This window comes from Ruegeria sp. BI11 (genome assembly GCF_056538005.1).
In genome coordinates, this window is sequence record NZ_JBQFSM010000003.1 from 226,080 (window position 1) to 244,687 (window position 18,608).

Sequence of the window (18,608 nt, forward strand, 5' to 3'; positions counted from 1 at the left end):
GCCTTCACTATAAACGGAAAATTCTGTCGGTGTCTGCTGTCATCTGGGGTTGAGCAACCCATCGACCCAACGCGGGACCGTTTCTGTTGCGGGGCCGAGTATGACCTCATCAAAACTGGAGGCTCCGGTCGAGGGTTCGAGGTTCAGCTCGACTGTGCGCGCACCGGATTGCAGCGCTTCGTGCACAAAGGCAGCTGCTGGGTAGACCTGACCCGAGGTGCCGATGGCCGCGAACAAAGTCGCCTCGGCCAGATGGTCATAAATTGCGTCCATGTGATAGGGCATCTCGCCGAACCAGACCACGTCCGGGCGTGCGGTGGGGGCGGCGCAGGTGGGACAAGATTCACCCACGACCATCTCAGGTGGCGAAGCCCAGCGGTGATTGCACGCCGGGCAAAACGCCCCACCCAGCGTGCCGTGCATGTGGATTACATGTTCCGCACCACCAGCTTCGTGCAGGCTGTCGACGTTTTGAGTGACGATCACCACCTCGCTGAGGTAGTCTTTTTGTAGCCGGGCCAGCGCGGCGTGTGCTGCGTTGGGTCGGGCCTTGGCCGCCTGCACGCGCCGGGCATTGTAGAACTGGTGAACCAGAGCAGGATTGCGGGCAAATCCTTCGGGTGTGGCCACGTCCTCGATCCGGTGCTGCGCCCATAATCCGCCTTCATCGCGGAACGTCCCCAGCCCGCTTTCGGCGGAAATTCCTGCACCTGTTAGAATGACGATCTTTTCCATCCTTGCCCCACGCGTTACATCTTGGCCCATGACCCACCGTATCCTCTTTGTCTGTCTGGGCAATATCTGCCGTTCCCCCGCCGCCGAGGGCATGTTTCGCGCCCGCGCACCCCATCATTGCACAGACAGTGCCGGGACCTCGGGTTGGCATATTGGCAATCCGCCTTATGGGCCGATGCAGGCTGCAGCGCAGGTACGCGAAATTGATCTCAGTGACCTGAGGGCACGATTGTTTGTGGCCGAGGATTTCGAACGGTTTGATCTAATCATCGGTATGGATGCCGAAAACATTGAAAATATCGAGGCGCTGCGGCCCGCAGGAAACAACACCGTGGTGCGGTTGCTAACCGATTTCGCACCGGAAACAGGTGCCGATCATGTGCCCGACCCGTACTATACCCGCGATTTCGACGGGGCGCTGGATCTGATCGAAGCCGCCGTTGAAGGGCTCGATGCACATCTGAAGGGTTAACCCATCACCTTCAGCCTGTCTGTGAGCCATGGCAATTGCACCAAGGCCGGGTCAACGATCTGATTGCGCATCAGGCGACGCATCATGCCTGCAACCTCTCGTGGAACCTGATCGGACCAGTCGGTGCGAGTGAACAGGGATATGGTGCGCGAAAACTCTCCGAACGGGGCAGGGTGGACGGCCAGCGCGTCGTGGAACCGTGCGGCACGCATATAGCCCAGCGGCGTTGTGATCGCCCAACCCAGCCCGCGTGCGACCATGGCCATAAGGGCAAGGTGCGAGCCGATCTCGAACCGGTCCTCGTAATCCAGCTGTTGTCTGGCCAGATGCGATTCGATCTGGCGGCTGATCAGCTGCTCGCGGGCATAGCGCAGAAAGGGCAGGTCCTGCATCGCGTTGCCGGCCCCTTTGGGGGTTACCAAAATGAACGGGTCGCGCACCAAAGGGTATTCGACGACACCCTCGAGCACTTCGCCGGAATGGGCCGAGACCACCAGATGCAGGCGCTGCGCTTCCAGCTCAGCGAACAGGTCCAGGCTGGGCAGGGTGATCAGCTTGAAACGCGAGCGTGTCAGGCTGTCGGCCAGCAGCGTGGCAAGGCGGGGGGTCAGATCATTGTCGAAATCGTCGATCAAACCGATGGACAGGGTGGTCAGGTGCCCCAGATCCATCACCGTCAGCTCGCTTTGCGCCATCTGCAGTTCGGCAAGAACCGCCTCGGTCCGGGCCAAAAAGCTGCGCCCGGCCTGCGTCAGCCGCATCGGGCGCCGCCCGTGATCCACCAATTCGGTGCCAAGGGCGTTTTCCAGATTGCGCAATTGCTGCGACACCGACGGCTGGCTGAGCCCCGTGATCTCGGCCGCGTGCGCCACCGATCCCGTCCGCGCCAAAGCCTCGAATACTTCGAGCCCGCGCAGGGTCAGCCCTTTCATTACCATCTGATACACCTTTCGATGCGCCTTTTCTGAGGCGCAGGGCGGGTCAGGTCAAGGATTCAGAGTGACTTAGCTGCAGATCGCCTGCGCCATCTGGCCAAAGTTCTGATACCGATCCCAAAGCGCATCGTCGCGCGCGGTTTGCGACATCTTCAACTCTTGCGCCTGATGGGGGTCGGTAAACCACTTTGCGACGGTTTTCTGGTCACTGCGGGTCAATGCCTGATTGGCGACGCGCTGAATACAGCTACACCGGTCCCGAGTTGCCGCCGACCGATCCGATGCCAGACACGCCCGTTTAATTTGCGCCGCGTCCGCGACCGGAGCCACCGCCGTCAGCGACGTCGCGCAAAATGCTATTAAGAGGAACTTTTTCATGCTCATGCCTCGTTATTGCCTGCCCGGACGGGTCTTGTGCCCCTCTCGGTCTGCGCGGGAGTATGAATCAAACGGGATTCCGGATCAATGGACAAGATTTCCCGCATCAAAAATCCCGCTTCCCTTCTCTTAAGCGCTAATCGTGCCGTTTTTGTGGCTGTAGATGCGACTCCAACCAAATCGCGAAAAAACAAGGCGTTCAGATCTCTATTGCTTGCCACAGGAGATGCCAAAAGGCTTTCAGAGGCCGCTCCGTTTGCATCGATCACATTGTGCTGGTTCAACAGCAGGTGATGGAAGCAGGCTGTTTTCTGATCCGACATCCGCGCTATCCCCGCGTCAACCAAACTGATGGCGGGCAAAAAGACTTCGGATACACCAAAATGCAACTCGGCCATTGGGTGAGTGATCATCAGCCTGTGTTGTTGCGACACCTTCAGAGGTGCAAAATTCGACAATGCTTCGCAGGGGATTTCGACCATTTTGAACTGACCGGTCGCAATCACGCTCTGCGCACCGACCCAGCACACTGGTTGGAGCCCTTTGTCCTGTGTCCAAATGACGTCGCCTGGGTTGAGCGCCTCAATCGGCAGGTATCCTGTATCGGTCCGTATCAGTGTTCCGCGACAATAGCAGATCGGAGTGACATAATCGACGGCTGCAAAGCTAGGGCCTTCCTGCGTGTCGACAACAGTCAACTCTACTCCGGCGGGTGGGAAATCACCCGGCCCGCCGACAAATGCAATACCCTCTACCGTCCCGAATGCAGGAGAAGAGTTGTTCACATTGAAAGCGACAGCCTGCCAAGTGTTTGTGCCGTCTGTCAGCGTGATGCCATATTCGGCCTCGACCCGAGTGCCATCGGTGAACAGCGTGCCGTCGATTGTCTGGTCGCCGTCCAGCCTTTGATTGCCGTCGTTATCGGAAAAGTTGGCATCACTTCCCGCATCGGTTACGAAAACCTCGGTTGCAGCGCGAGAGTCTATGGTGATGGTTTCACCAATCAGATGAATGCCCGTACCCTGATTGAGTCCATCCAGCCCCTGCGGTACCGAGATCGACAACTGGCTTTCACCTAGTACAAAAATCGAATAATCGGCCAATATTTTACTGCTTTCTTGTTTAGGAATAGGCCGTTCAGCGGCAACATCTTAGCTATTCGCAAATATTGGGTAAATGCTGTCAGGCACAAAGACACGCCGCGCGCCTTTGTTGCAACGCTTCAACGCTTGACGAGGCTCAAAACTCCGGACATATCCCACTTCATGACAGACCTCGCTCATATCCGCAATTTCTCCATCGTCGCGCATATCGACCATGGCAAATCCACCCTTGCTGATCGGCTCATCCAAGAGACCGGAACGGTCAAGGATCGCGACATGAAGGAACAGCTGCTCGACAGCATGGATATTGAGCGTGAGCGTGGGATCACCATTAAGGCCAACACGGTTCGCATCGACTATACCGCCGACAATGGCGAGCAATACGTTCTGAACCTGATCGACACCCCCGGCCACGTGGACTTTGCCTATGAAGTCAGCCGCTCCATGCGCGCGGTTGAAGGCTCGCTGCTGGTTGTGGACTCGACCCAAGGGGTCGAGGCGCAGACACTGGCGAATGTGTATCAGGCCATCGACGCCGATCATGAGATCGTGCCTGTGCTGAACAAGATCGACCTGCCCGCGTCCGATTGTGACCGTGTGGCCGAACAGATCGAGGACGTGATCGGCATCGACGCGACCGACGCCATTCAGGTCAGCGCCAAGACAGGGCAGGGCATCCACGAAACGCTTGAGGCCATCGTAAACCAACTGCCTGCCCCGCAGGGCAATCTGGACGCGCCGCTCAAGGCGATGCTGGTGGACTCGTGGTACGACGCCTATCTCGGCGTCATCGTTCTGGTCCGCATCATGGATGGCACCCTGAAAAAGGGCATGCGGGTCAAGTTCATGTCGAACGGCACCCTGCACCATGTCGACCGCGTTGGCGTCTTCCGTCCTGAAATGGAGATGGTCGACAGCCTCGGCCCCGGTGAGATCGGCTTCCTCACCGCCTCGATCAAACAGGTCCGCGACACCCGCGTCGGCGACACCATCACCAATGACCGCAACGGCACCGAAGAAGCCCTGACAGGCTTCAAACCCGCGCAGCCGGTGGTGTTCTGTGGCCTGTTCCCCGTGGATTCGGCCGAATTCGAAGACCTGCGGGATGCGATCGACAAACTGGCGTTGAACGACGCCAGCTTCAGCTTTGAAATGGAAACTTCGGCAGCACTTGGCTTTGGCTTCCGCTGCGGCTTCCTCGGCCTGCTGCACCTTGAGGTCATCCGCGACCGCATCGAACGCGAATACGATATCGAGCTCATCACCACCGCGCCGTCGGTGATCTATCACGTCTACATGAAAGACGGCGAGATGATCGAGCTGCACAACCCCGCCGACATGCCCGACCCGTCCAAGGTCGACCATATCGAGGAGCCGCGCATCAAGGCGACCATTCTGGTGCCGGACGAATATCTCGGCGACGTGCTGAAACTGTGTCAGGACCGCCGCGGCATCCAGCTGGACCTGACCTATGCGGGCAGTCGCGCCATGGTCGTCTATGACCTGCCGCTGAACGAGGTTGTCTTTGACTTTTACGACCGCCTGAAATCGGTGACCAAGGGCTATGCCTCGTTCGATTACCAGATGACCGGCTATACCGAGGACAATCTGGTCAAGATGTCGGTGCTGGTGAATGACGAACCGGTTGACGCGTTGTCGACCATGGTTCACCGCGACCGGGCCGAGATGCGGGGCCGGGCGATGTGCGAAAAGCTCAAGGACCTGATCCCGCGCCATATGTTCAAAATCCCGATCCAGGCCGCCATCGGAGGCAAGGTCATCGCGCGAGAGACCCTCTCGGCGTTGCGCAAGGACGTGACGGCGAAATGCTACGGCGGCGACGCCACTCGGAAACGCAAACTGCTGGACAAGCAGAAAGCGGGTAAGAAAAAGATGCGCCAGTTCGGAAAGGTCGATATCCCGCAGGAGGCATTTATTTCTGCGTTGAAGATGGACAGCTGAGGCTGCCCATCTTCTCGTTTGATCGGTTTTATCCGGCCTCAGGGTCAGCTTCACTCTGACCAAGTTCAGCCAGTTCACTCCAAACCACCTCTGGGATATCCCAATCCGCCCATTCAAGTGTTTGCCTCACATGCTGCGGCCAAGTCACTCCACACACTGTTGAAGCTATTTTTGCGTCACGCATCGAGAATTGCAGTGCCAACGCGCCCAAGGGCACGTCATAGCGGGCACAGATTTCCTCAACCGCGCGCACAGGGGCAAGCGTTTCTTCTGTTGCCGGTCGATAGACGTAGAAGTGATGGATTGCGCTGCCTCTGGCCAGAATGCCGCCCGCGTAAGGCGCTGCATTTAACACCGTAACGCTCTTTGAGTTGGCCAGTTCGATCAAGGGTGCCGCGTTCATGTTTACAAGCGTGTGCCGGTTGTGAGTCATTACCACGTCGAAGTCCCGGTCGCGCAGCATCGGCATCAGCACTTCCAAGCGCCCTCCTGCCAGACCAACGGCAGTCGCCAGTCCTTCTTCTTTAATCTTAAATAATTCGTCCAGCGCACCTCCGCTGCGGGTGATCTCAGTCACATCACCAGCGTATTCCGGGTCGTGCAGATGAAGGATGTCTACTCGGTCTATGCCTAGGGCTTTGAGGCTCTGTTCGAAGGATCGCCGTACTTGGGTGGCGTCGAGAATACTCGTTTCCATGTCACGGTCCACTTTTGTGGACATTACGCAGCCTTCCGGCCAGCCACCGAGTTCACGGATGACACTTCCGATGCGCTCCTCGCTGCGCCCCAGTGCATAGCCTCGGGCGGTGTCGATAAACGCGTCGCTACGTGCAAGTATGGTACGCAAGGTGTCTCGTGCCCTTTCCTCATCAACCTCGTAACCATAAATCTGTGGAATGTTGCCTATGCCGGTTGATCCAAAGCCAATTCGTGGGATTCGCACTCCGGTTTGGCCTATTTCGCAAAGTGTTGTCATTGCACCCCCCCCTCTCTCTCAAGTAACATATGAATAATTGAATTTAAAAGAGGTCGGCCAGTTTCTGCAAGTTCGGGGGCAAAAAAGCATACCAGATAAACGGGAAGGGCACCTGAAACTGTGACCCACCTCACAGCCTCAACTAAGCCCATCTGCTACAATTGACCTGAGGTAACCTCAGCAGGAGGTTGTTATGTCCACATCGTTAGTCCCCCTTATCGCTTTCGGATCGGCAGGCCTCTATTCCGTTGCGATGATCGCAATGAAGCTCTGGTGGAAAATCCCCGGGGTAGGCCTCGGCTTACTGATCGTCGCGACCCTGCTGGCTGGCGCCACACTTGAACTTGCCGCTTTGCGCGAAGAGCGGCTGGGCATTATCTATACCGGCATTCTGGGGGCCGAGGTTATCCTGATCGCCTTCGCCTCGTTCTTTTTGTTCGGCGAGAACTTTTCTTATCGCGAAGCAGTTGGGATTGGCCTTGTCTTGATTGGCACGGCGCTGGCCTGGGCTTGATTGATTTGCGCAATTTTGCCTGAGAACACCGCGCACTCTGACCCAGATCAAGGACCACTCCCAGCCTCGGTTCTAGCGTCGCGGGAAGCACACTGAATAACACGAGGCCCCTATGTCGCCCCTGACGCTGATCCTTCACATCTTCCTTGGTTCCACCCTCGCCGGGTCCGCTGTGGTTGCGGTTCTGGCCATGGGGTACGCTTCATCGTGGACGACCATCCTGATCGCCGCGGTGGTTGGGTTTGTGGCGGCGTTCCCGGTCTCGTATCTTGTGGCGCGGAAACTCGAAGGCTGACCCTTACCCTGCGGTTGTTCAAAAGACGCGGGACCGGATTTAGACGCTCACATCGCAATCTGTTATTGTGTCCGCGGGGGACCGCGTTTGGGCGGCTATATTCTTCGGGTGCCTGCAACGCCTGACCCTCAGAAATGAGAGGTTATTATGCACAAATTCTTAACGACGACCGCAGCCACAGTTCTGACCCTCGGCTTGTCCGCAGGCTTGGCCCAGGCCGAGACCTATGACGCCGACGCCAAGGGCATGGGGGTGAATGCGAACCAAGTTTTCGGCATCTCGGACGGGAACGCCGTGGTCAAAACGCAGACCGATTATGACAGTTTCGAAGTCGCCGCCGGGCACCCTCTGGAGGGGGCAACGGGTTCGTGTTTCGGTGCCGTGCTGGTGAACGGAGCTGCAGTCTCGGGCACCGGAAACTGCGTGTTTGACACGACCTCAGGGGACAAGGCGGTGATGACCTGGACAGCGACGGGCTTTGGCGCGGACGGGGCTTTGACGGGTGACTGGACTGTCTCGGGTGGTTCGGGCAACTGGGCCAGCGCAACCGGAAGCGGGACTTTTTCGTCATTGACCGATCCGGACACCAAGAAATTCGTGAACTCGATAACTGGCAGTATCACGGTCGAATAGATCAATTTTAACAGCGCTTTACGGCGGGGGTGCGTGGATTGACGCGCCCCCGTTCGCTGTGGATATCTGAGGGTTCAATGAACCATTCATGAAGTTTCCCTTAGGTAAGTTGTAACTGGATCGCGCCCTCCCAATCTGTTGAGCAGACCAGCATCGGCCCGATAGAAGGAGAGAGCCTATGACCAGATATATGACTGCCGGAGCGGCCGCTTTGGCCACGACCCTCGCCCTTGGAACGGCCGCGCTGGCCGACGCTGCGCCCGATCTGCGCGGCACCTGGCTGGGCTCATACACAACTGTTTCGCCGTCTCATTTCCAGCGTGGTGAAGAGCCGCGGTTCAATCAGGCGGAATGGATGCTGGATATTCAGATCCAAGAGGAAAACGTCTTTTGGGGCCCCAGCAAATGGCGGCGCGATGGCGATACCGATTGGAATGAGAACGAAGCCACGGGCACCATCAGTCTGGATGGTTCGGGGAGCATCGGGATCGTTGAAACCTCACCAATGATCATTGGCGCGAATGCGTTGATCGACGCCCGGTATGAAGACGGAAAGATCTATGCGGATTTCCGTAGCCTGCGTAACGGAACGACCTACAGCACCGTTCTGGAACGCCAGGTGAACTGAAGCGTTTCCGGCCCGATCGGTCTGTAGGGGGTACTGGCTGCGGTTTGTTGCGGCACTTAGAAGGTAATCCCGGTCGGGTCGGAGCGTTTCATAAAAAACGGAATCATGGTCTCCACTGGGAGGGGACGGGTCGGGCGGCGATTGCGCAGCCTGCGACAGGTTCAGGATTGGTCAGTGCCGAAATGCGGCGTTCCCCGGCAGAGGCCATCCGTACTCCGCGATCCTTCAGCGCGGTGTCGCAGAAAGCGGACAGAAGCGCCCGGCCCAGGTACCGTTCTGTGCGCAACGCCCGGCTCGAGAAGCGATTCTCGAAAACCTTAGTTTGGGGTGGGCAGAAACGTCAAAGATATGCTGATTTGCCTGGCCAAAAGTCTTTGCAGCTGCAGAAATGCTGCAAAATCGCGCTAAAGTCGTCCAATTTGACTTTTCCACTGCCAAGTCAGCGCCAATTCGAAATTTCCAGAGTTATCCACATTAGTTTCCCGGCAGATATCAACATCTTATCCCCGTCTAATTTTCATGCTGCGGTGCTATTTACTTGTCCGATACAGGCCTGGATGTAACAGTTTGTTTACCGCTTCGGTTCTTAGGAACCAGGGTGGGGCGCAAAGGCCAGGGGGTCAGGGCGATGAGGGTGAATTTTAGGATTTACTTTTCACTGCAATGACTTACCGGTGGGCGATTAACCGATCTGAATTTCGCATTCGGATCAGATGATCTCCTTCTCAGAAGGTCGGCGCGTGTTGTGTGGTGCCATATGGTGCAACGCAGCGGCTTCGGTCCTTGTTAGGGCCGGGGCAACTGGCTCGGGACGTTCCTCGGACGTGCCGACCCGGCAAGGCGTCAGGAGCATCCGCAAGGATGCATGCATGGACCGCGTCTGCGCACCTGACGCCTTTTCCTTTTGCCGGATAAAAGCTTGAAACAGACTGCCACTCAATCCCTTGTAAAAAAGGGAACGGGGTTCTTGTGAACAGACAAGAACCCCGTCGTGTTGTCAGAAATGCAATGCCGCGTCTATGCACCTGTAATCCAAAGTCTACTGCGGATCATCGCAGGTATCAACTATATGTTGAGGTGCATGTATTGAATGGCAATAAATGAGGTGCCTTACAGGTTTTCCTGAACATCCGTGGCCGCGCTCTGAATCGCGTCGCCTGCGTTTTCAATGTCTTTGCCAGCGCCCTTTGCGGTTTCACAGGCGGTGAGGGTGAACAGGGCCAGCCCAATCAGAATTGCACGGGTCATCGGTGTCTCCATTTGTGTCAATCACCCGTTGCGTAGCAGTTTTCCCTGAATGGAACCAGAGCTTTGGAGACCGTTTTGATCGCTACGGATCAATGGCCCATGCAGTGCGTTTGCAATATAGAAGATAGCCGGTGCACAAACGATGCCGGGTCTGGGCAAGTGTATCTGCCAGAATCGTATCCCATAGCCCGCTCAGCGTAGGTAGAGAGCTAAAAACTGCAGTAAAATGCCATGGTTTCGAGTGTCTTGTCCTGAGCGATGTTGATGATCGAGACAATGGGAGTGACTGTGCTTGTGTTGATACAAGGCTATGTGGCCTTTGGTGTCGCTGCCGAACAACGCCGGGTATTCTGGCGCGTTGGCGACGGTGCTTGGTGAGCCTTCGTTTCAGAAATGCCCGTTCAGGCTGAGCGAACGGTCCGAGGCTACCATGACGATCGCACAGCCCAGATCGCGGTGAACCTGCTCAATCCACTCGTAAAATTCGACCGCATCGGGGTGATCGAGTCCTTGGGTTGCCTCGTCTGATCGCAAAAGTTGCGGATTTTCCAGGAAAGCGTGTGCCAGTAATACACACTCGAATTGCCCGCCGGAATCCGATTGGGAAGGCCCGAAAAACGCTGAAGATATCGAAGGCGCTAATTGCCCGGTGTTTTTTCATCAAAATCTCAAGCATGCAGGCCACGACGATCAAGACGAGCACGCAGAAGAAGAGTGCGCGGCCACTAGAGATCATGATGATGACCGTTCCTGGGTTGAGTCACATGCTTGGCGGAAACGTCAAAACGCGCGGTAATGGGTTAGGACAACTACATAAACACAAGGAGCCGCTGACTTAAGCTGTGTACAAGTGCGCCGCTTCCGCACCGGGGTCAGCGCGACTGACCAGCTTGCAGGAAAAAGTCACCGAGTACCAGATAATCTGCGCCTTCGCCGAACTGCTATACAGCAAGTTTCTGGTAAAAACTGCGATCGAAAGGGCCGGCGCATCGATACATGAACCGGACCCGACCTGCGTGGCCATCAACTCCAACGCACGTCAGTATACTCAGTTGCTGCGTGCTTTGGTCGATGGCATTCAAACCTGGGCGAATAGGTGGAAAAAGGCTTAGGGTTTAACCATTTTCCTCGCCGCAGAACATGTCGTAGACAAGTTCAAGCATGCGGCGTGGGCGGTCATCAGCCAGACGATAATAGATCGCCTTGCCTTCACGGCGAGGCGTCACAAGACCTTCAAGGCGCAGACGAGACAGTTGCTGGGAAACAGCAGCTTGACGTGCTGAAAGCAGCTCTTCCAGCTCGGTCACGGACTTCTCGCCGGATACCAGATGACACAGGATCATCAAGCGACCTTCATGGCTGATGGCTTTTAGGAAATTCGACGCGCGCGTCGCGTTGGCAACCATCTTGTCGAATGACTCGGGGGGCATATTTTGCGAAAGCTGGGGAAGGGCCATCGTTTGTTTCCTTTTCTACCCGAAAACCGGGCGGGTGTTGTTCTGAGTGGTTTCGCAATTGCGATATGCTTGGTTACTTATTTTGAGCATGTATTTCCATATGCACGGATCAAAATGATGTGATGTGAAAGTTGCGAGATTTGATCAAGTCCTCTGCATTGACTTGGGCGGCAGTGAGATCGGGATGTAAAACACGGCGATAAGAGCCGAAGTATTCGGTCCCCCTTGCAGCCCCCCGATGGCGACACTAAGACTCGGGTAACGTTTCTTCGGGTAATGTCCCGATCCATAGCAAAGCAGGCAGGTTCAGAATGTTCGATCCAGTTGATACCTATATGAATACGCTCGTCCCAATGGTTGTCGAACAGACTAGCCGGGGTGAACGCGCCTACGACATTTTCTCGCGCCTCCTGAAAGAGCGGATCATTTTCATCAACGGTCCGATCCATGACGGGATGAGCCATCTTGTTGTGGCCCAGCTGCTGCATCTTGAGGCTGAAAACCCCAGCAAAGAGATCTCGATTTATATCAACTCGCCGGGCGGTGTCGTGACCTCTGGTTTGTCGATTTACGACACAATGCAGTATATCAAGCCAAAATGTTCGACATTGGTAATCGGTCAGGCGGCCTCGATGGGGTCGGTTTTGCTGGCTGGCGGTGAGAAGGGGATGCGGTTTTCGCTGCCCAACAGTCGTATCATGGTGCACCAGCCCAGCGGTGGATATCAGGGCCAGGCCAGCGACATCATGATTCACGCAGCCGAGACGCAGAAATTGAAGGATCGCCTTTATGACATATACGTGCGTCATACCGGGCAGACCAAAAAGGCGGTTGAAAAAGCGCTTGATCGTGACAATTTCATGAGCCCGGAAGAGGCGAAAGATTGGGGTCACATCGACGAGATCGTTGAAAATCGTGCCAAAATGGATGGCGACGAGGCCTGAGATTAAGCCTCCGCACCGGCGGTGTGGAGGCGCATTTTGAGATTGTAGCCGTCTCGGTGCTGGCCTAAGCTGCATCAACAGGTGGCAAGCGCGGTTCAGGACGGGCCGCAGAGACGAAGCCCGAAAGGTAGAACATGGCGACGAATTCAGGCGGTGACGGCAAGAACACGCTCTACTGCAGCTTCTGCGGCAAGAGCCAGCACGAGGTGCGCAAGCTGATTGCCGGGCCGACCGTGTTTATCTGCGATGAATGCGTCGAACTGTGCATGGACATCATCCGCGAGGAAACGAAAGCCAGTGGGCTGAAGTCCTCGGACGGGGTGCCTACACCGAAAGATATCTGCGAAGTTCTGGACGATTATGTGATTGGTCAGGCCACTGCTAAGCGGGTTTTGTCGGTCGCGGTCCACAACCACTACAAGCGTTTGAATCATGCCCAGAAGGCTGGCAGCGATATTGAGTTGGCGAAGTCGAATATTCTGCTGATTGGCCCGACCGGTTGTGGCAAGACCTTGCTGGCGCAGACGCTGGCGCGGATTTTGGACGTGCCGTTCACTATGGCGGATGCAACAACGCTGACCGAAGCCGGTTATGTAGGTGAGGATGTCGAGAACATCATTCTCAAGCTGCTGCAGGCCAGTGAATATAATGTCGAACGCGCACAGCGCGGCATCGTTTACATCGACGAGGTCGACAAGATCACGCGCAAGTCTGAAAACCCTTCGATCACGCGCGACGTGTCGGGTGAAGGTGTGCAGCAGGCGCTGCTGAAGCTGATGGAAGGCACCGTTGCCAGTGTTCCGCCTCAGGGTGGTCGCAAGCATCCGCAGCAGGAATTCCTGCAAGTGGACACCACGAATATTCTGTTTATCTGCGGCGGCGCGTTTGCGGGCCTCGATAAGATCATCGCGCAGCGTGGCAAGGGCTCAGCCATGGGCTTCGGTGCTGATGTTCGGGACAATGACGAACGCGGTGTGGGCGAGATTTTCAAGGATCTGGAGCCCGAAGACCTGTTGAAATTTGGTCTGATCCCGGAATTTGTCGGTCGTCTGCCGGTTCTGGCGACGCTAGAAGATCTGGATGAGGACGCGCTGGTAACCATTCTGACCAAGCCCAAGAACGCCCTGGTCAAGCAATATCAGCGCCTGTTCGAGTTGGAAGATGCCGAACTGGCCTTTACCGACGATGCGTTGAAGGCGATTGCCAAGAAGGCCATCGAACGCAAGACCGGTGCGCGCGGGCTGCGCTCGATCCTCGAAGATATCCTGTTGGATACGATGTTCGAACTGCCCGGGATGAAAAACGTGACCGAGGTTGTGGTCAACGAAGAAGCGGTATCGTCCGACAAGCAGCCTTTGATCATCTACGCGGATGCGGCGGAATCGGCCTCGGCCGGTTAAGCTCGAAACGAATTAGCAAACACGGCGCGGCTTGGACCGCGCCGTTTTCTTGTGAGGGGTATCATGACGATCAGACGTATCTCTTCAGGCGGAGAGTTTGAGGCCAAGATCGGCTATTGCCGCGCGGTAGTGGCCGGAGACTGGATTCACGTTGCCGGAACGGTCGGGCAGGGCGATGATGTGACCCAGCAATGCCGTTCAGCACTGGTTACAATCGGAAATGCTCTGACCGAGGCCGGGGCCAGCTTTGCTGACGTGGTTCGCGTGACTTACATGCTGCCGGATCGTATGGAATTTGAACCGTGCTGGCCGATTTTGCGAGAGTTTTTCGGTGACAACCCCCCGGCCACATCCATGATCGAATGCGGTTTGATTGACCCGAAATTCCGGATCGAAATCGAAGTAACGGCTTATTTGCCGGAATAGTGAGTGCGATCTTTGTGACACTGGACCTTGGCGTGGCTTTGGTCCATATCTGCGGTGACAGAAATGCCGGAGGCAGCCGATGGGAATCCTGAACACGCTATTGCGGGCCGTAACCTGGTGGAACGGGGCGACCCTGAACACGCAGATCTACACCTCGCGTAAGGGCGTCAAGGTCGGTGAGGATGACGAAGGCAATGTGTTCTACAAGAACGCAGACGACAGCAAGCGCTGGGTGATTTTCAACGGTGAGGCTGAAGCCAGTCGCATCGACCCGGACTGGCATGGATGGTTGCACCGCACTTGGGATGAGCCACCAACCGATAGACCGCTGCAGCACAAATCCTGGGAAAAACCCCATCAAGAGAACCTGACGGGCACTGCACTGGCATATACACCCGCGGGGTCTCTGCGCCGACAAGATCCTGTCGAGCGCACGGATTACGAGGCCTGGAGCCCGGAATAAACGAGGCGAGCAATGTCGACTTATAACGTGACCGAAGTTCTTGTCGGTGGGGCCGTGCTGGCCTGTGCCGTTGCCTTTGGCGTATATGCGAGCCAGTCCACAGGCCTGTCGCAAGGCGGTGAAGGCTATCAGCTGGAGGCCTCATTCCGTTCGCTGGAAGGTGTCGGTGTGGGCACAGATGTACGTTTGGCCGGGGTTAAGATCGGCACGGTGACGGGCGTTACCCTAAACGCAGACACCTATCGCGCGGACACGACTTTCACGATCCGTGACGGCATTCTGGTGCCGGATGACAGCGCCATCGTGATCTCTTCCGAAGGATTACTTGGTGGCAACTTCGTCGAAGTGATGCCGGGTGGCTCGCCGTTCTTTTTCGAACCGGGTGATCAGGTTGAAGATACCCAAGGCGCGGTCAGCTTAATCTCTTTGCTGGTCAAATTCGTAGCCGGGGATGGCGGCGAATGAGGCGTTTTGCGCTGATCGCAGCTCTGCTCGCTGCCGCGGGGGCAACAGCGCAGCAAAAGGTTCAATCCGGCCCCGGTGCGATCCTGCGGGGCCTGGACAAAGTCAATGGTCAGACTGTCGATGTAGAAATGCAAAACGGTCAGACCGGAGGGGTTTTTGGTCTGGATGTTGCGTTGGGGGATTGCCGGTATCCTGTAGATAACCCGACAGGTGATGCGTTTGCCTATCTGACGATCTGGGAAAAAGGCAAGTCGGATCAATTGTTTGACGGCTGGATGATTGCAACGTCACCAGCACTGAACGCGCTGGATCATTCCCGCTATGATGTCTGGGTGATCCGCTGTATCACGCCCTCTGGAGACTGAGCCAGCGACGCGGTGAAATCTGCGCTGGCGTTTAGCGCCTTGTCCAATTCCTGCCGGTATTGCGCGCGCGGAATTTCAATTGCACCCAAAGACGCCAAATGAGCCGTCAAAAACTGGGTATCGAACAGCTGAAAATCGGTTTGACGCAGTCGATCCACTAAGTACGCCAACGCGATTTTGGAGGCATCTGTGCGGCGCGAGAACATGCTTTCCCCAAAGAAGGCTGCGCCCAACGTGACACCGTAAACGCCCCCAACCAATTGATCTTCTTCCCAAATCTCCAGAGAATGCGCAAAGCCTGTCTGGTGGATTTGCAGGTACAGCTCACGCAGCTCGGCGTTGATCCAGGTGTCGGCGCGATCTGCGCAGCCATCGACCACCCCGACGAAGTCCTGATCTATAGTGACTGAGAAATCGCAGTTTCGGATACGGCGCGCCAGGCTGCGCGAGACGTGGAACCCATCCAAAGGAAAGACGCCGCGAAACTTCGGGTCTACCCAGAACAGCTCGGCGGCGTTGCGGTGCTCGGCCATCGGAAAAATGCCGATGGAATATCCGTGCAGTAAGAGTTCTGGGGAAAGGCTCATGCAGAATGCTCGAAGGGCGAAGGGTAAAACCCCTTCGCCCCCAGTAGGTTAATCGGCCATATTCTCCGCAAGCCAGCGCTCCAGCCAGTGGATGTTGTAGGCACCGCTGTGGATGTCGGGTTCCTGCAGCAGTTCGTGGAACAGTGGAACGGTGGTGTCGATACCATCCACGATCAGCTCGCCCAACGCACGTTCCAGACGCGCCAGCGCCTCGGTCCGATCACGGCCCTGAACGATCAGCTTGGCAATCAGCGAGTCGTAATAGGGCGGGATCGAGTAGCCATCATAGAGCGCCGAATCCATCCGCACGCCCAGACCGCCGGGCGCGTGATAGGCTGTGATCTTGCCCGGGCAGGGCGAGAAGTTGGGCAGCTTTTCTGCGTTAATCCGAACCTCTATGGCGTGGCCGTTGATCTTCAGGTCGTCCTGACCGAACGACATATCTTCACCTGCGGCGACGAGGATTTGTTCCCGCACCAGATCGACGCCAAAGATACCCTCGGTCACCGGGTGTTCCACCTGCAGACGGGTGTTCATCTCGATGAAATAGAACTCGCCGTTCTCGTACAGGAATTCGATCGTGCCCGCGCCGATATAATTGATCTTGGCCACGGCGTCGGCGCAGACCTTACCGATCTTGGCGCGTTCTTCCGGGGTGATGCAGGGGCCGGGGGCCTCTTCGAACACTTTCTGGTGGCGGCGCTGCAGCGAGCAGTCTCGCTCGCCCAGATGGACGGCTTTACCTTTGCCGTCGCCAAACACCTGAATTTCGATGTGGCGCGGTGTGGTCAGGTATTTCTCGATATAGACCTCGTCATTGCCAAAGGCTGCTTTGCCTTCGGCCCGCGCGGTCATGAAAGCGCTTTCCATCTCATCGGCGTTCATCGCAACTTTCATGCCGCGACCGCCGCCACCTGCGGTGGCTTTGATAATAACGGGATAGCCGAATTCCTCGCCAATCTTCTTGGCGGTTGCCAGATCAGGCACGCCGCCGTCTGAGCCGGGAACGCAGGGCACGCCCAGTTGCTTCATCGTGTCTTTGGCGGTGATCTTGTCGCCCATGATGCGGATATGCTCCGCGGTGGGGCCAATGAAGGTGATGCCGTGATCTTCGACGATTTGCACGAACTCGGCATTCTCGGACAGGAAGCCATAGCCGGGGTGGATCGCCTGCGCGCCGGTAATTTCACAGGCCGAGATGATCGCGGGTACGGACAGATAGCTTTGCGGGCTGGGCGGAGGGCCGATGCACACCGATTCGTCCGCCATGCGTACATGCATCGCGTCGCTGTCGGCGGTTGAATGCACGGCGACCGTCTTAATCCCCATCTCGCGCGCGGCGCGGATAACGCGCAGGGCGATCTCGCCTCGGTTGGCAATCAGGATTTTGTCGAACATGGGCCCGCCTTACTCAACGATGACCAGAGGAGTGCCGAATTCCACAGCGTCGCCATCACCCACTAGGATACGTTTGATGGTGCCTGCCTTGGGCGCGTGGATGTGGTTCATGGTTTTCATGGCTTCAACGATCAGCAGGGTATCGCCTTCGGAAACCGATGCGCCGACCGAGATGAATGCAGGAGCGCCCGGTTCGGGCTGCATATAGACGGTGCCGACCATGGGCGAGGTTACGGCGCCCGGGTGGCTGGCCGGATCCTCTTGCGCTGCCGGCGCTTCGGCTGCTGCAGGCGCGGCGGCGGGTGCAGCTACGGGTGCGGCCGGGGCCGCGGCAGGAACGGCGACCTGAACCGGAGCAGCGGCGACCTGGTTCATGCGGCTGACGCGCACGTTCAGGCTGTCTTCTTCGCCATATTCGCGTTTGACCTGCAGTTCGGTCAGGTCGTTCTCGCGCAGCAATTCAGCCAGTGCCTTGATGAATGCCACATCCGCTTCGTGTTTGGTGTCTGTCATGAGTGTCCTCGACGGTTCCCCTTTGGCCCGTCTGTTCCTGCGGGCTTTGGTCTGATTACGCAGCGTTATAAGCCAAGCGTCCGGTCATGAAAAGCGCCGTCTCGGCCTGTGAGATAAGGGTTTTACCCAAGATATCGCGGGGGGAAGGGGTTACAGCGGCATTCCTGAAAGTTTCGCCACCAATTCGGGTAATTTTCGGGCTCCGAATTTCTCAAGCAGGCGTGCGCGGTAAGCTTCTATCGTGCGATAGCTAAGGCCCAGTTCAACTCCGATCTCTTTGGCGGAAAGGCCGCGGCAGGACATGATGGCCACTTCACGCTCGCGGGCGGTCAATTCGACCAGCGGGCGTTCTTCCGAGATGTCGGAAAAGCTCCAGATACCGTGCCGAAACGGGTCGTCCGGCGTTAGCGAGCGGCCACGGGCGCGGCACCAGAACAGGTCGCTGTTGCGCCGCCTCATGACCCGTTCGTCGGTGTAATACCCGGTGTCACGCATCACCTGCAGGCTGCGCGCGCCGATCCGTTCCCAGTCGGCAACCGAGGGGTACAAATGCAGCAGAGGCATGTTGCGATAATCCGCAACTTCGCCACCGAAGGTGCGGGCAAACTGCAAATTGCAGCGCCGGATGATCCGGTTTTCCAATTCGACCAGACCGATTGGCGCATATTCGAAGGCGGGGTCGCTCATCCGGCTATCGTGCCGGGATTCCAG

The 18,608-nt window shown here is 56.9% G+C and carries 24 protein-coding genes; 12 read left to right on the forward strand and 12 right to left on the reverse strand.

Annotated elements, in window-relative coordinates:
* Positions 1-39: 39 nt before the first annotated feature.
* Complete coding sequence (locus ACR0DT_RS09485; RefSeq protein ID WP_480710679.1) at positions 40-735, reverse strand: NAD-dependent deacylase; 696 nt, start codon at positions 733-735, stop codon at positions 40-42.
* Between the two features lie 28 nt (positions 736-763).
* Here ACR0DT_RS09485 and ACR0DT_RS09490 point away from each other — a divergent pair, with 28 nt between their 5' ends.
* Entirely contained in the window at positions 764-1,207 is a 444-nt protein-coding gene (locus ACR0DT_RS09490; RefSeq protein WP_480710492.1) for a low molecular weight protein-tyrosine-phosphatase, read from the forward strand.
* Here ACR0DT_RS09490 and ACR0DT_RS09495 read toward each other — a convergent pair.
* From ACR0DT_RS09495 to ACR0DT_RS09505, 3 genes are all read right to left on the reverse strand, one after another.
* The gene (locus ACR0DT_RS09495) at positions 1,204-2,145 is read right to left on the reverse strand and encodes a LysR family transcriptional regulator (RefSeq protein ID WP_480710493.1); all 942 of its coding nucleotides are present in this window, start codon (positions 2,143-2,145) and stop codon (positions 1,204-1,206) included. The two genes, ACR0DT_RS09490 and ACR0DT_RS09495, sit on opposite strands and share 4 nt — an antisense overlap.
* A gap of 66 nt (positions 2,146-2,211) precedes the next feature.
* Positions 2,212-2,520: a hypothetical protein gene (locus ACR0DT_RS09500; protein WP_480710494.1), complete on the reverse strand. Its 309-nt coding sequence runs from the start codon at positions 2,518-2,520 to the stop codon at positions 2,212-2,214.
* Positions 2,521-2,522: 2 nt separating this feature from the next.
* The gene (locus ACR0DT_RS09505; protein ID WP_480710495.1) at positions 2,523-3,623 is read right to left on the reverse strand and encodes a Hint domain-containing protein; all 1,101 of its coding nucleotides are present in this window, start codon (positions 3,621-3,623) and stop codon (positions 2,523-2,525) included.
* A gap of 162 nt (positions 3,624-3,785) precedes the next feature.
* Between ACR0DT_RS09505 and lepA the strand changes: the two genes are divergently transcribed.
* Positions 3,786-5,585, forward strand: coding sequence for a translation elongation factor 4 (gene lepA, locus ACR0DT_RS09510; protein WP_480710496.1), 1,800 nt, complete (start codon positions 3,786-3,788; stop codon positions 5,583-5,585).
* 28 nt (positions 5,586-5,613) lie between these two features.
* Here the strand turns inward: lepA and ACR0DT_RS09515 are convergent, their stop codons facing one another.
* Positions 5,614-6,561 (reverse strand): aldo/keto reductase, encoded by a 948-nt coding sequence (locus ACR0DT_RS09515; RefSeq protein WP_480710497.1) that lies wholly within the window; start codon positions 6,559-6,561, stop codon positions 5,614-5,616.
* 193 nt (positions 6,562-6,754) lie between these two features.
* Between ACR0DT_RS09515 and ACR0DT_RS09520 the strand changes: the two genes are divergently transcribed.
* The 4 genes from ACR0DT_RS09520 to ACR0DT_RS09535 all read left to right on the forward strand — a co-directional run bounded on the left by ACR0DT_RS09520 (position 6,755) and on the right by ACR0DT_RS09535 (position 8,631).
* Complete coding sequence (locus tag ACR0DT_RS09520) at positions 6,755-7,075, forward strand: hypothetical protein (RefSeq protein ID WP_480710498.1); 321 nt, start codon at positions 6,755-6,757, stop codon at positions 7,073-7,075.
* A gap of 112 nt (positions 7,076-7,187) precedes the next feature.
* Positions 7,188-7,370 (forward strand): CTP synthetase, encoded by a 183-nt coding sequence (locus ACR0DT_RS09525; protein WP_480710499.1) that lies wholly within the window; start codon positions 7,188-7,190, stop codon positions 7,368-7,370.
* A 147-nt stretch (positions 7,371-7,517) separates the two neighbouring features.
* A complete protein-coding gene (locus tag ACR0DT_RS09530; protein ID WP_480710500.1) occupies positions 7,518-8,003 on the forward strand; it encodes a hypothetical protein in 486 nt (161 codons plus the stop codon).
* 178 nt (positions 8,004-8,181) lie between these two features.
* Positions 8,182-8,631 (forward strand): hypothetical protein, encoded by a 450-nt coding sequence (locus ACR0DT_RS09535; RefSeq protein WP_480710501.1) that lies wholly within the window; start codon positions 8,182-8,184, stop codon positions 8,629-8,631.
* A 1,110-nt stretch (positions 8,632-9,741) separates the two neighbouring features.
* Here the strand turns inward: ACR0DT_RS09535 and ACR0DT_RS09540 are convergent.
* The 3 genes from ACR0DT_RS09540 to ACR0DT_RS09550 all read right to left on the reverse strand — a co-directional run bounded on the left by ACR0DT_RS09540 (position 9,742) and on the right by ACR0DT_RS09550 (position 11,336).
* Positions 9,742-9,879: an entericidin A/B family lipoprotein gene (locus ACR0DT_RS09540; RefSeq protein ID WP_480710502.1), complete on the reverse strand. Its 138-nt coding sequence runs from the start codon at positions 9,877-9,879 to the stop codon at positions 9,742-9,744.
* Positions 9,880-10,266: 387 nt separating this feature from the next.
* On the reverse strand, positions 10,267-10,413 hold the full coding sequence (locus ACR0DT_RS09545; protein WP_480710503.1) for a hypothetical protein: 147 nt from the start codon (positions 10,411-10,413) through the stop codon (positions 10,267-10,269).
* Between the two features lie 581 nt (positions 10,414-10,994).
* Positions 10,995-11,336 (reverse strand): ArsR/SmtB family transcription factor, encoded by a 342-nt coding sequence (locus ACR0DT_RS09550; RefSeq protein ID WP_480710504.1) that lies wholly within the window; start codon positions 11,334-11,336, stop codon positions 10,995-10,997.
* A 311-nt stretch (positions 11,337-11,647) separates the two neighbouring features.
* Between ACR0DT_RS09550 and ACR0DT_RS09555 the strand changes: the two genes are divergently transcribed.
* From ACR0DT_RS09555 to ACR0DT_RS09580, 6 genes are all read left to right on the forward strand, one after another.
* Positions 11,648-12,280 (forward strand): ATP-dependent Clp protease proteolytic subunit, encoded by a 633-nt coding sequence (locus tag ACR0DT_RS09555; RefSeq protein ID WP_058282412.1) that lies wholly within the window; start codon positions 11,648-11,650, stop codon positions 12,278-12,280.
* A 134-nt stretch (positions 12,281-12,414) separates the two neighbouring features.
* Positions 12,415-13,680, forward strand: a complete 1,266-nt coding sequence (clpX, locus tag ACR0DT_RS09560; RefSeq protein WP_170332602.1) for an ATP-dependent Clp protease ATP-binding subunit ClpX — start codon at positions 12,415-12,417, stop codon at positions 13,678-13,680.
* 63 nt (positions 13,681-13,743) lie between these two features.
* The gene (locus ACR0DT_RS09565) at positions 13,744-14,106 is read left to right on the forward strand and encodes a RidA family protein (RefSeq protein WP_480710505.1); all 363 of its coding nucleotides are present in this window, start codon (positions 13,744-13,746) and stop codon (positions 14,104-14,106) included.
* Positions 14,107-14,185: 79 nt separating this feature from the next.
* A complete protein-coding gene (locus ACR0DT_RS09570) occupies positions 14,186-14,569 on the forward strand; it encodes an NADH:ubiquinone oxidoreductase subunit NDUFA12 (protein ID WP_480710506.1) in 384 nt (127 codons plus the stop codon).
* Positions 14,570-14,581: 12 nt separating this feature from the next.
* Positions 14,582-15,034, forward strand: a complete 453-nt coding sequence (gene mlaD / locus ACR0DT_RS09575) for an outer membrane lipid asymmetry maintenance protein MlaD (protein WP_480710507.1) — start codon at positions 14,582-14,584, stop codon at positions 15,032-15,034.
* Positions 15,031-15,399: a DUF2155 domain-containing protein gene (locus ACR0DT_RS09580; RefSeq protein ID WP_480710508.1), complete on the forward strand. Its 369-nt coding sequence runs from the start codon at positions 15,031-15,033 to the stop codon at positions 15,397-15,399. Before mlaD ends, ACR0DT_RS09580 begins: the two co-directional genes overlap by 4 nt.
* On the opposite strand, the gene aat is transcribed toward ACR0DT_RS09580, so the two are convergent.
* The 4 genes from aat to ACR0DT_RS09600 all read right to left on the reverse strand — a co-directional run bounded on the left by aat (position 15,354) and on the right by ACR0DT_RS09600 (position 18,584).
* On the reverse strand, positions 15,354-15,986 hold the full coding sequence (gene aat, locus ACR0DT_RS09585) for a leucyl/phenylalanyl-tRNA--protein transferase (protein ID WP_480710509.1): 633 nt from the start codon (positions 15,984-15,986) through the stop codon (positions 15,354-15,356). The genes ACR0DT_RS09580 and aat overlap by 46 nt on opposite strands.
* Positions 15,987-16,034: 48 nt before the next feature.
* Positions 16,035-17,384 carry an acetyl-CoA carboxylase biotin carboxylase subunit gene (accC, locus tag ACR0DT_RS09590; protein WP_480710510.1) on the reverse strand — a complete coding sequence of 450 codons (1,350 nt, stop codon included), beginning with the start codon at positions 17,382-17,384 and terminating at the stop codon, positions 16,035-16,037.
* Positions 17,385-17,393: 9 nt separating this feature from the next.
* On the reverse strand, positions 17,394-17,897 hold the full coding sequence (accB, locus tag ACR0DT_RS09595; protein WP_480710511.1) for an acetyl-CoA carboxylase biotin carboxyl carrier protein: 504 nt from the start codon (positions 17,895-17,897) through the stop codon (positions 17,394-17,396).
* Positions 17,898-18,047: 150 nt separating this feature from the next.
* Positions 18,048-18,584 (reverse strand): LuxR C-terminal-related transcriptional regulator, encoded by a 537-nt coding sequence (locus ACR0DT_RS09600; protein WP_480710512.1) that lies wholly within the window; start codon positions 18,582-18,584, stop codon positions 18,048-18,050.
* Positions 18,585-18,608 lie beyond the last annotated feature (24 nt).

What these genes read in the sequence shown, in the direction of transcription:
- ACR0DT_RS09485 (WP_480710679.1), bottom strand. Translation starts at nt 735, where the DNA reads ATGGAAAAGATCGTCATTCTAACAGGTGCAGGAATTTCCGCCGAAAGC.
- ACR0DT_RS09490 (WP_480710492.1), top strand. Translation starts at nt 764, where the DNA reads ATGACCCACCGTATCCTCTTTGTCTGTCTGGGCAATATCTGCCGTTCC.
- ACR0DT_RS09495 (WP_480710493.1), bottom strand. Translation starts at nt 2,145, where the DNA reads ATGGTAATGAAAGGGCTGACCCTGCGCGGGCTCGAAGTATTCGAGGCT.
- ACR0DT_RS09500 (WP_480710494.1), bottom strand. Translation starts at nt 2,520, where the DNA reads ATGAAAAAGTTCCTCTTAATAGCATTTTGCGCGACGTCGCTGACGGCG.
- lepA (WP_480710496.1), top strand. Translation starts at nt 3,786, where the DNA reads ATGACAGACCTCGCTCATATCCGCAATTTCTCCATCGTCGCGCATATC.
- ACR0DT_RS09515 (WP_480710497.1), bottom strand. Translation starts at nt 6,561, where the DNA reads ATGACAACACTTTGCGAAATAGGCCAAACCGGAGTGCGAATCCCACGA.
- ACR0DT_RS09520 (WP_480710498.1), top strand. Translation starts at nt 6,755, where the DNA reads ATGTCCACATCGTTAGTCCCCCTTATCGCTTTCGGATCGGCAGGCCTC.
- ACR0DT_RS09525 (WP_480710499.1), top strand. Translation starts at nt 7,188, where the DNA reads ATGTCGCCCCTGACGCTGATCCTTCACATCTTCCTTGGTTCCACCCTC.
- ACR0DT_RS09530 (WP_480710500.1), top strand. Translation starts at nt 7,518, where the DNA reads ATGCACAAATTCTTAACGACGACCGCAGCCACAGTTCTGACCCTCGGC.
- ACR0DT_RS09535 (WP_480710501.1), top strand. Translation starts at nt 8,182, where the DNA reads ATGACCAGATATATGACTGCCGGAGCGGCCGCTTTGGCCACGACCCTC.
- ACR0DT_RS09540 (WP_480710502.1), bottom strand. Translation starts at nt 9,879, where the DNA reads ATGACCCGTGCAATTCTGATTGGGCTGGCCCTGTTCACCCTCACCGCC.
- ACR0DT_RS09550 (WP_480710504.1), bottom strand. Translation starts at nt 11,336, where the DNA reads ATGGCCCTTCCCCAGCTTTCGCAAAATATGCCCCCCGAGTCATTCGAC.
- ACR0DT_RS09555 (WP_058282412.1), top strand. Translation starts at nt 11,648, where the DNA reads ATGTTCGATCCAGTTGATACCTATATGAATACGCTCGTCCCAATGGTT.
- clpX (WP_170332602.1), top strand. Translation starts at nt 12,415, where the DNA reads ATGGCGACGAATTCAGGCGGTGACGGCAAGAACACGCTCTACTGCAGC.
- ACR0DT_RS09565 (WP_480710505.1), top strand. Translation starts at nt 13,744, where the DNA reads ATGACGATCAGACGTATCTCTTCAGGCGGAGAGTTTGAGGCCAAGATC.
- ACR0DT_RS09570 (WP_480710506.1), top strand. Translation starts at nt 14,186, where the DNA reads ATGGGAATCCTGAACACGCTATTGCGGGCCGTAACCTGGTGGAACGGG.
- mlaD (WP_480710507.1), top strand. Translation starts at nt 14,582, where the DNA reads ATGTCGACTTATAACGTGACCGAAGTTCTTGTCGGTGGGGCCGTGCTG.
- ACR0DT_RS09580 (WP_480710508.1), top strand. Translation starts at nt 15,031, where the DNA reads ATGAGGCGTTTTGCGCTGATCGCAGCTCTGCTCGCTGCCGCGGGGGCA.
- aat (WP_480710509.1), bottom strand. Translation starts at nt 15,986, where the DNA reads ATGAGCCTTTCCCCAGAACTCTTACTGCACGGATATTCCATCGGCATT.
- accC (WP_480710510.1), bottom strand. Translation starts at nt 17,384, where the DNA reads ATGTTCGACAAAATCCTGATTGCCAACCGAGGCGAGATCGCCCTGCGC.
- accB (WP_480710511.1), bottom strand. Translation starts at nt 17,897, where the DNA reads ATGACAGACACCAAACACGAAGCGGATGTGGCATTCATCAAGGCACTG.
- ACR0DT_RS09600 (WP_480710512.1), bottom strand. Translation starts at nt 18,584, where the DNA reads ATGAGCGACCCCGCCTTCGAATATGCGCCAATCGGTCTGGTCGAATTG.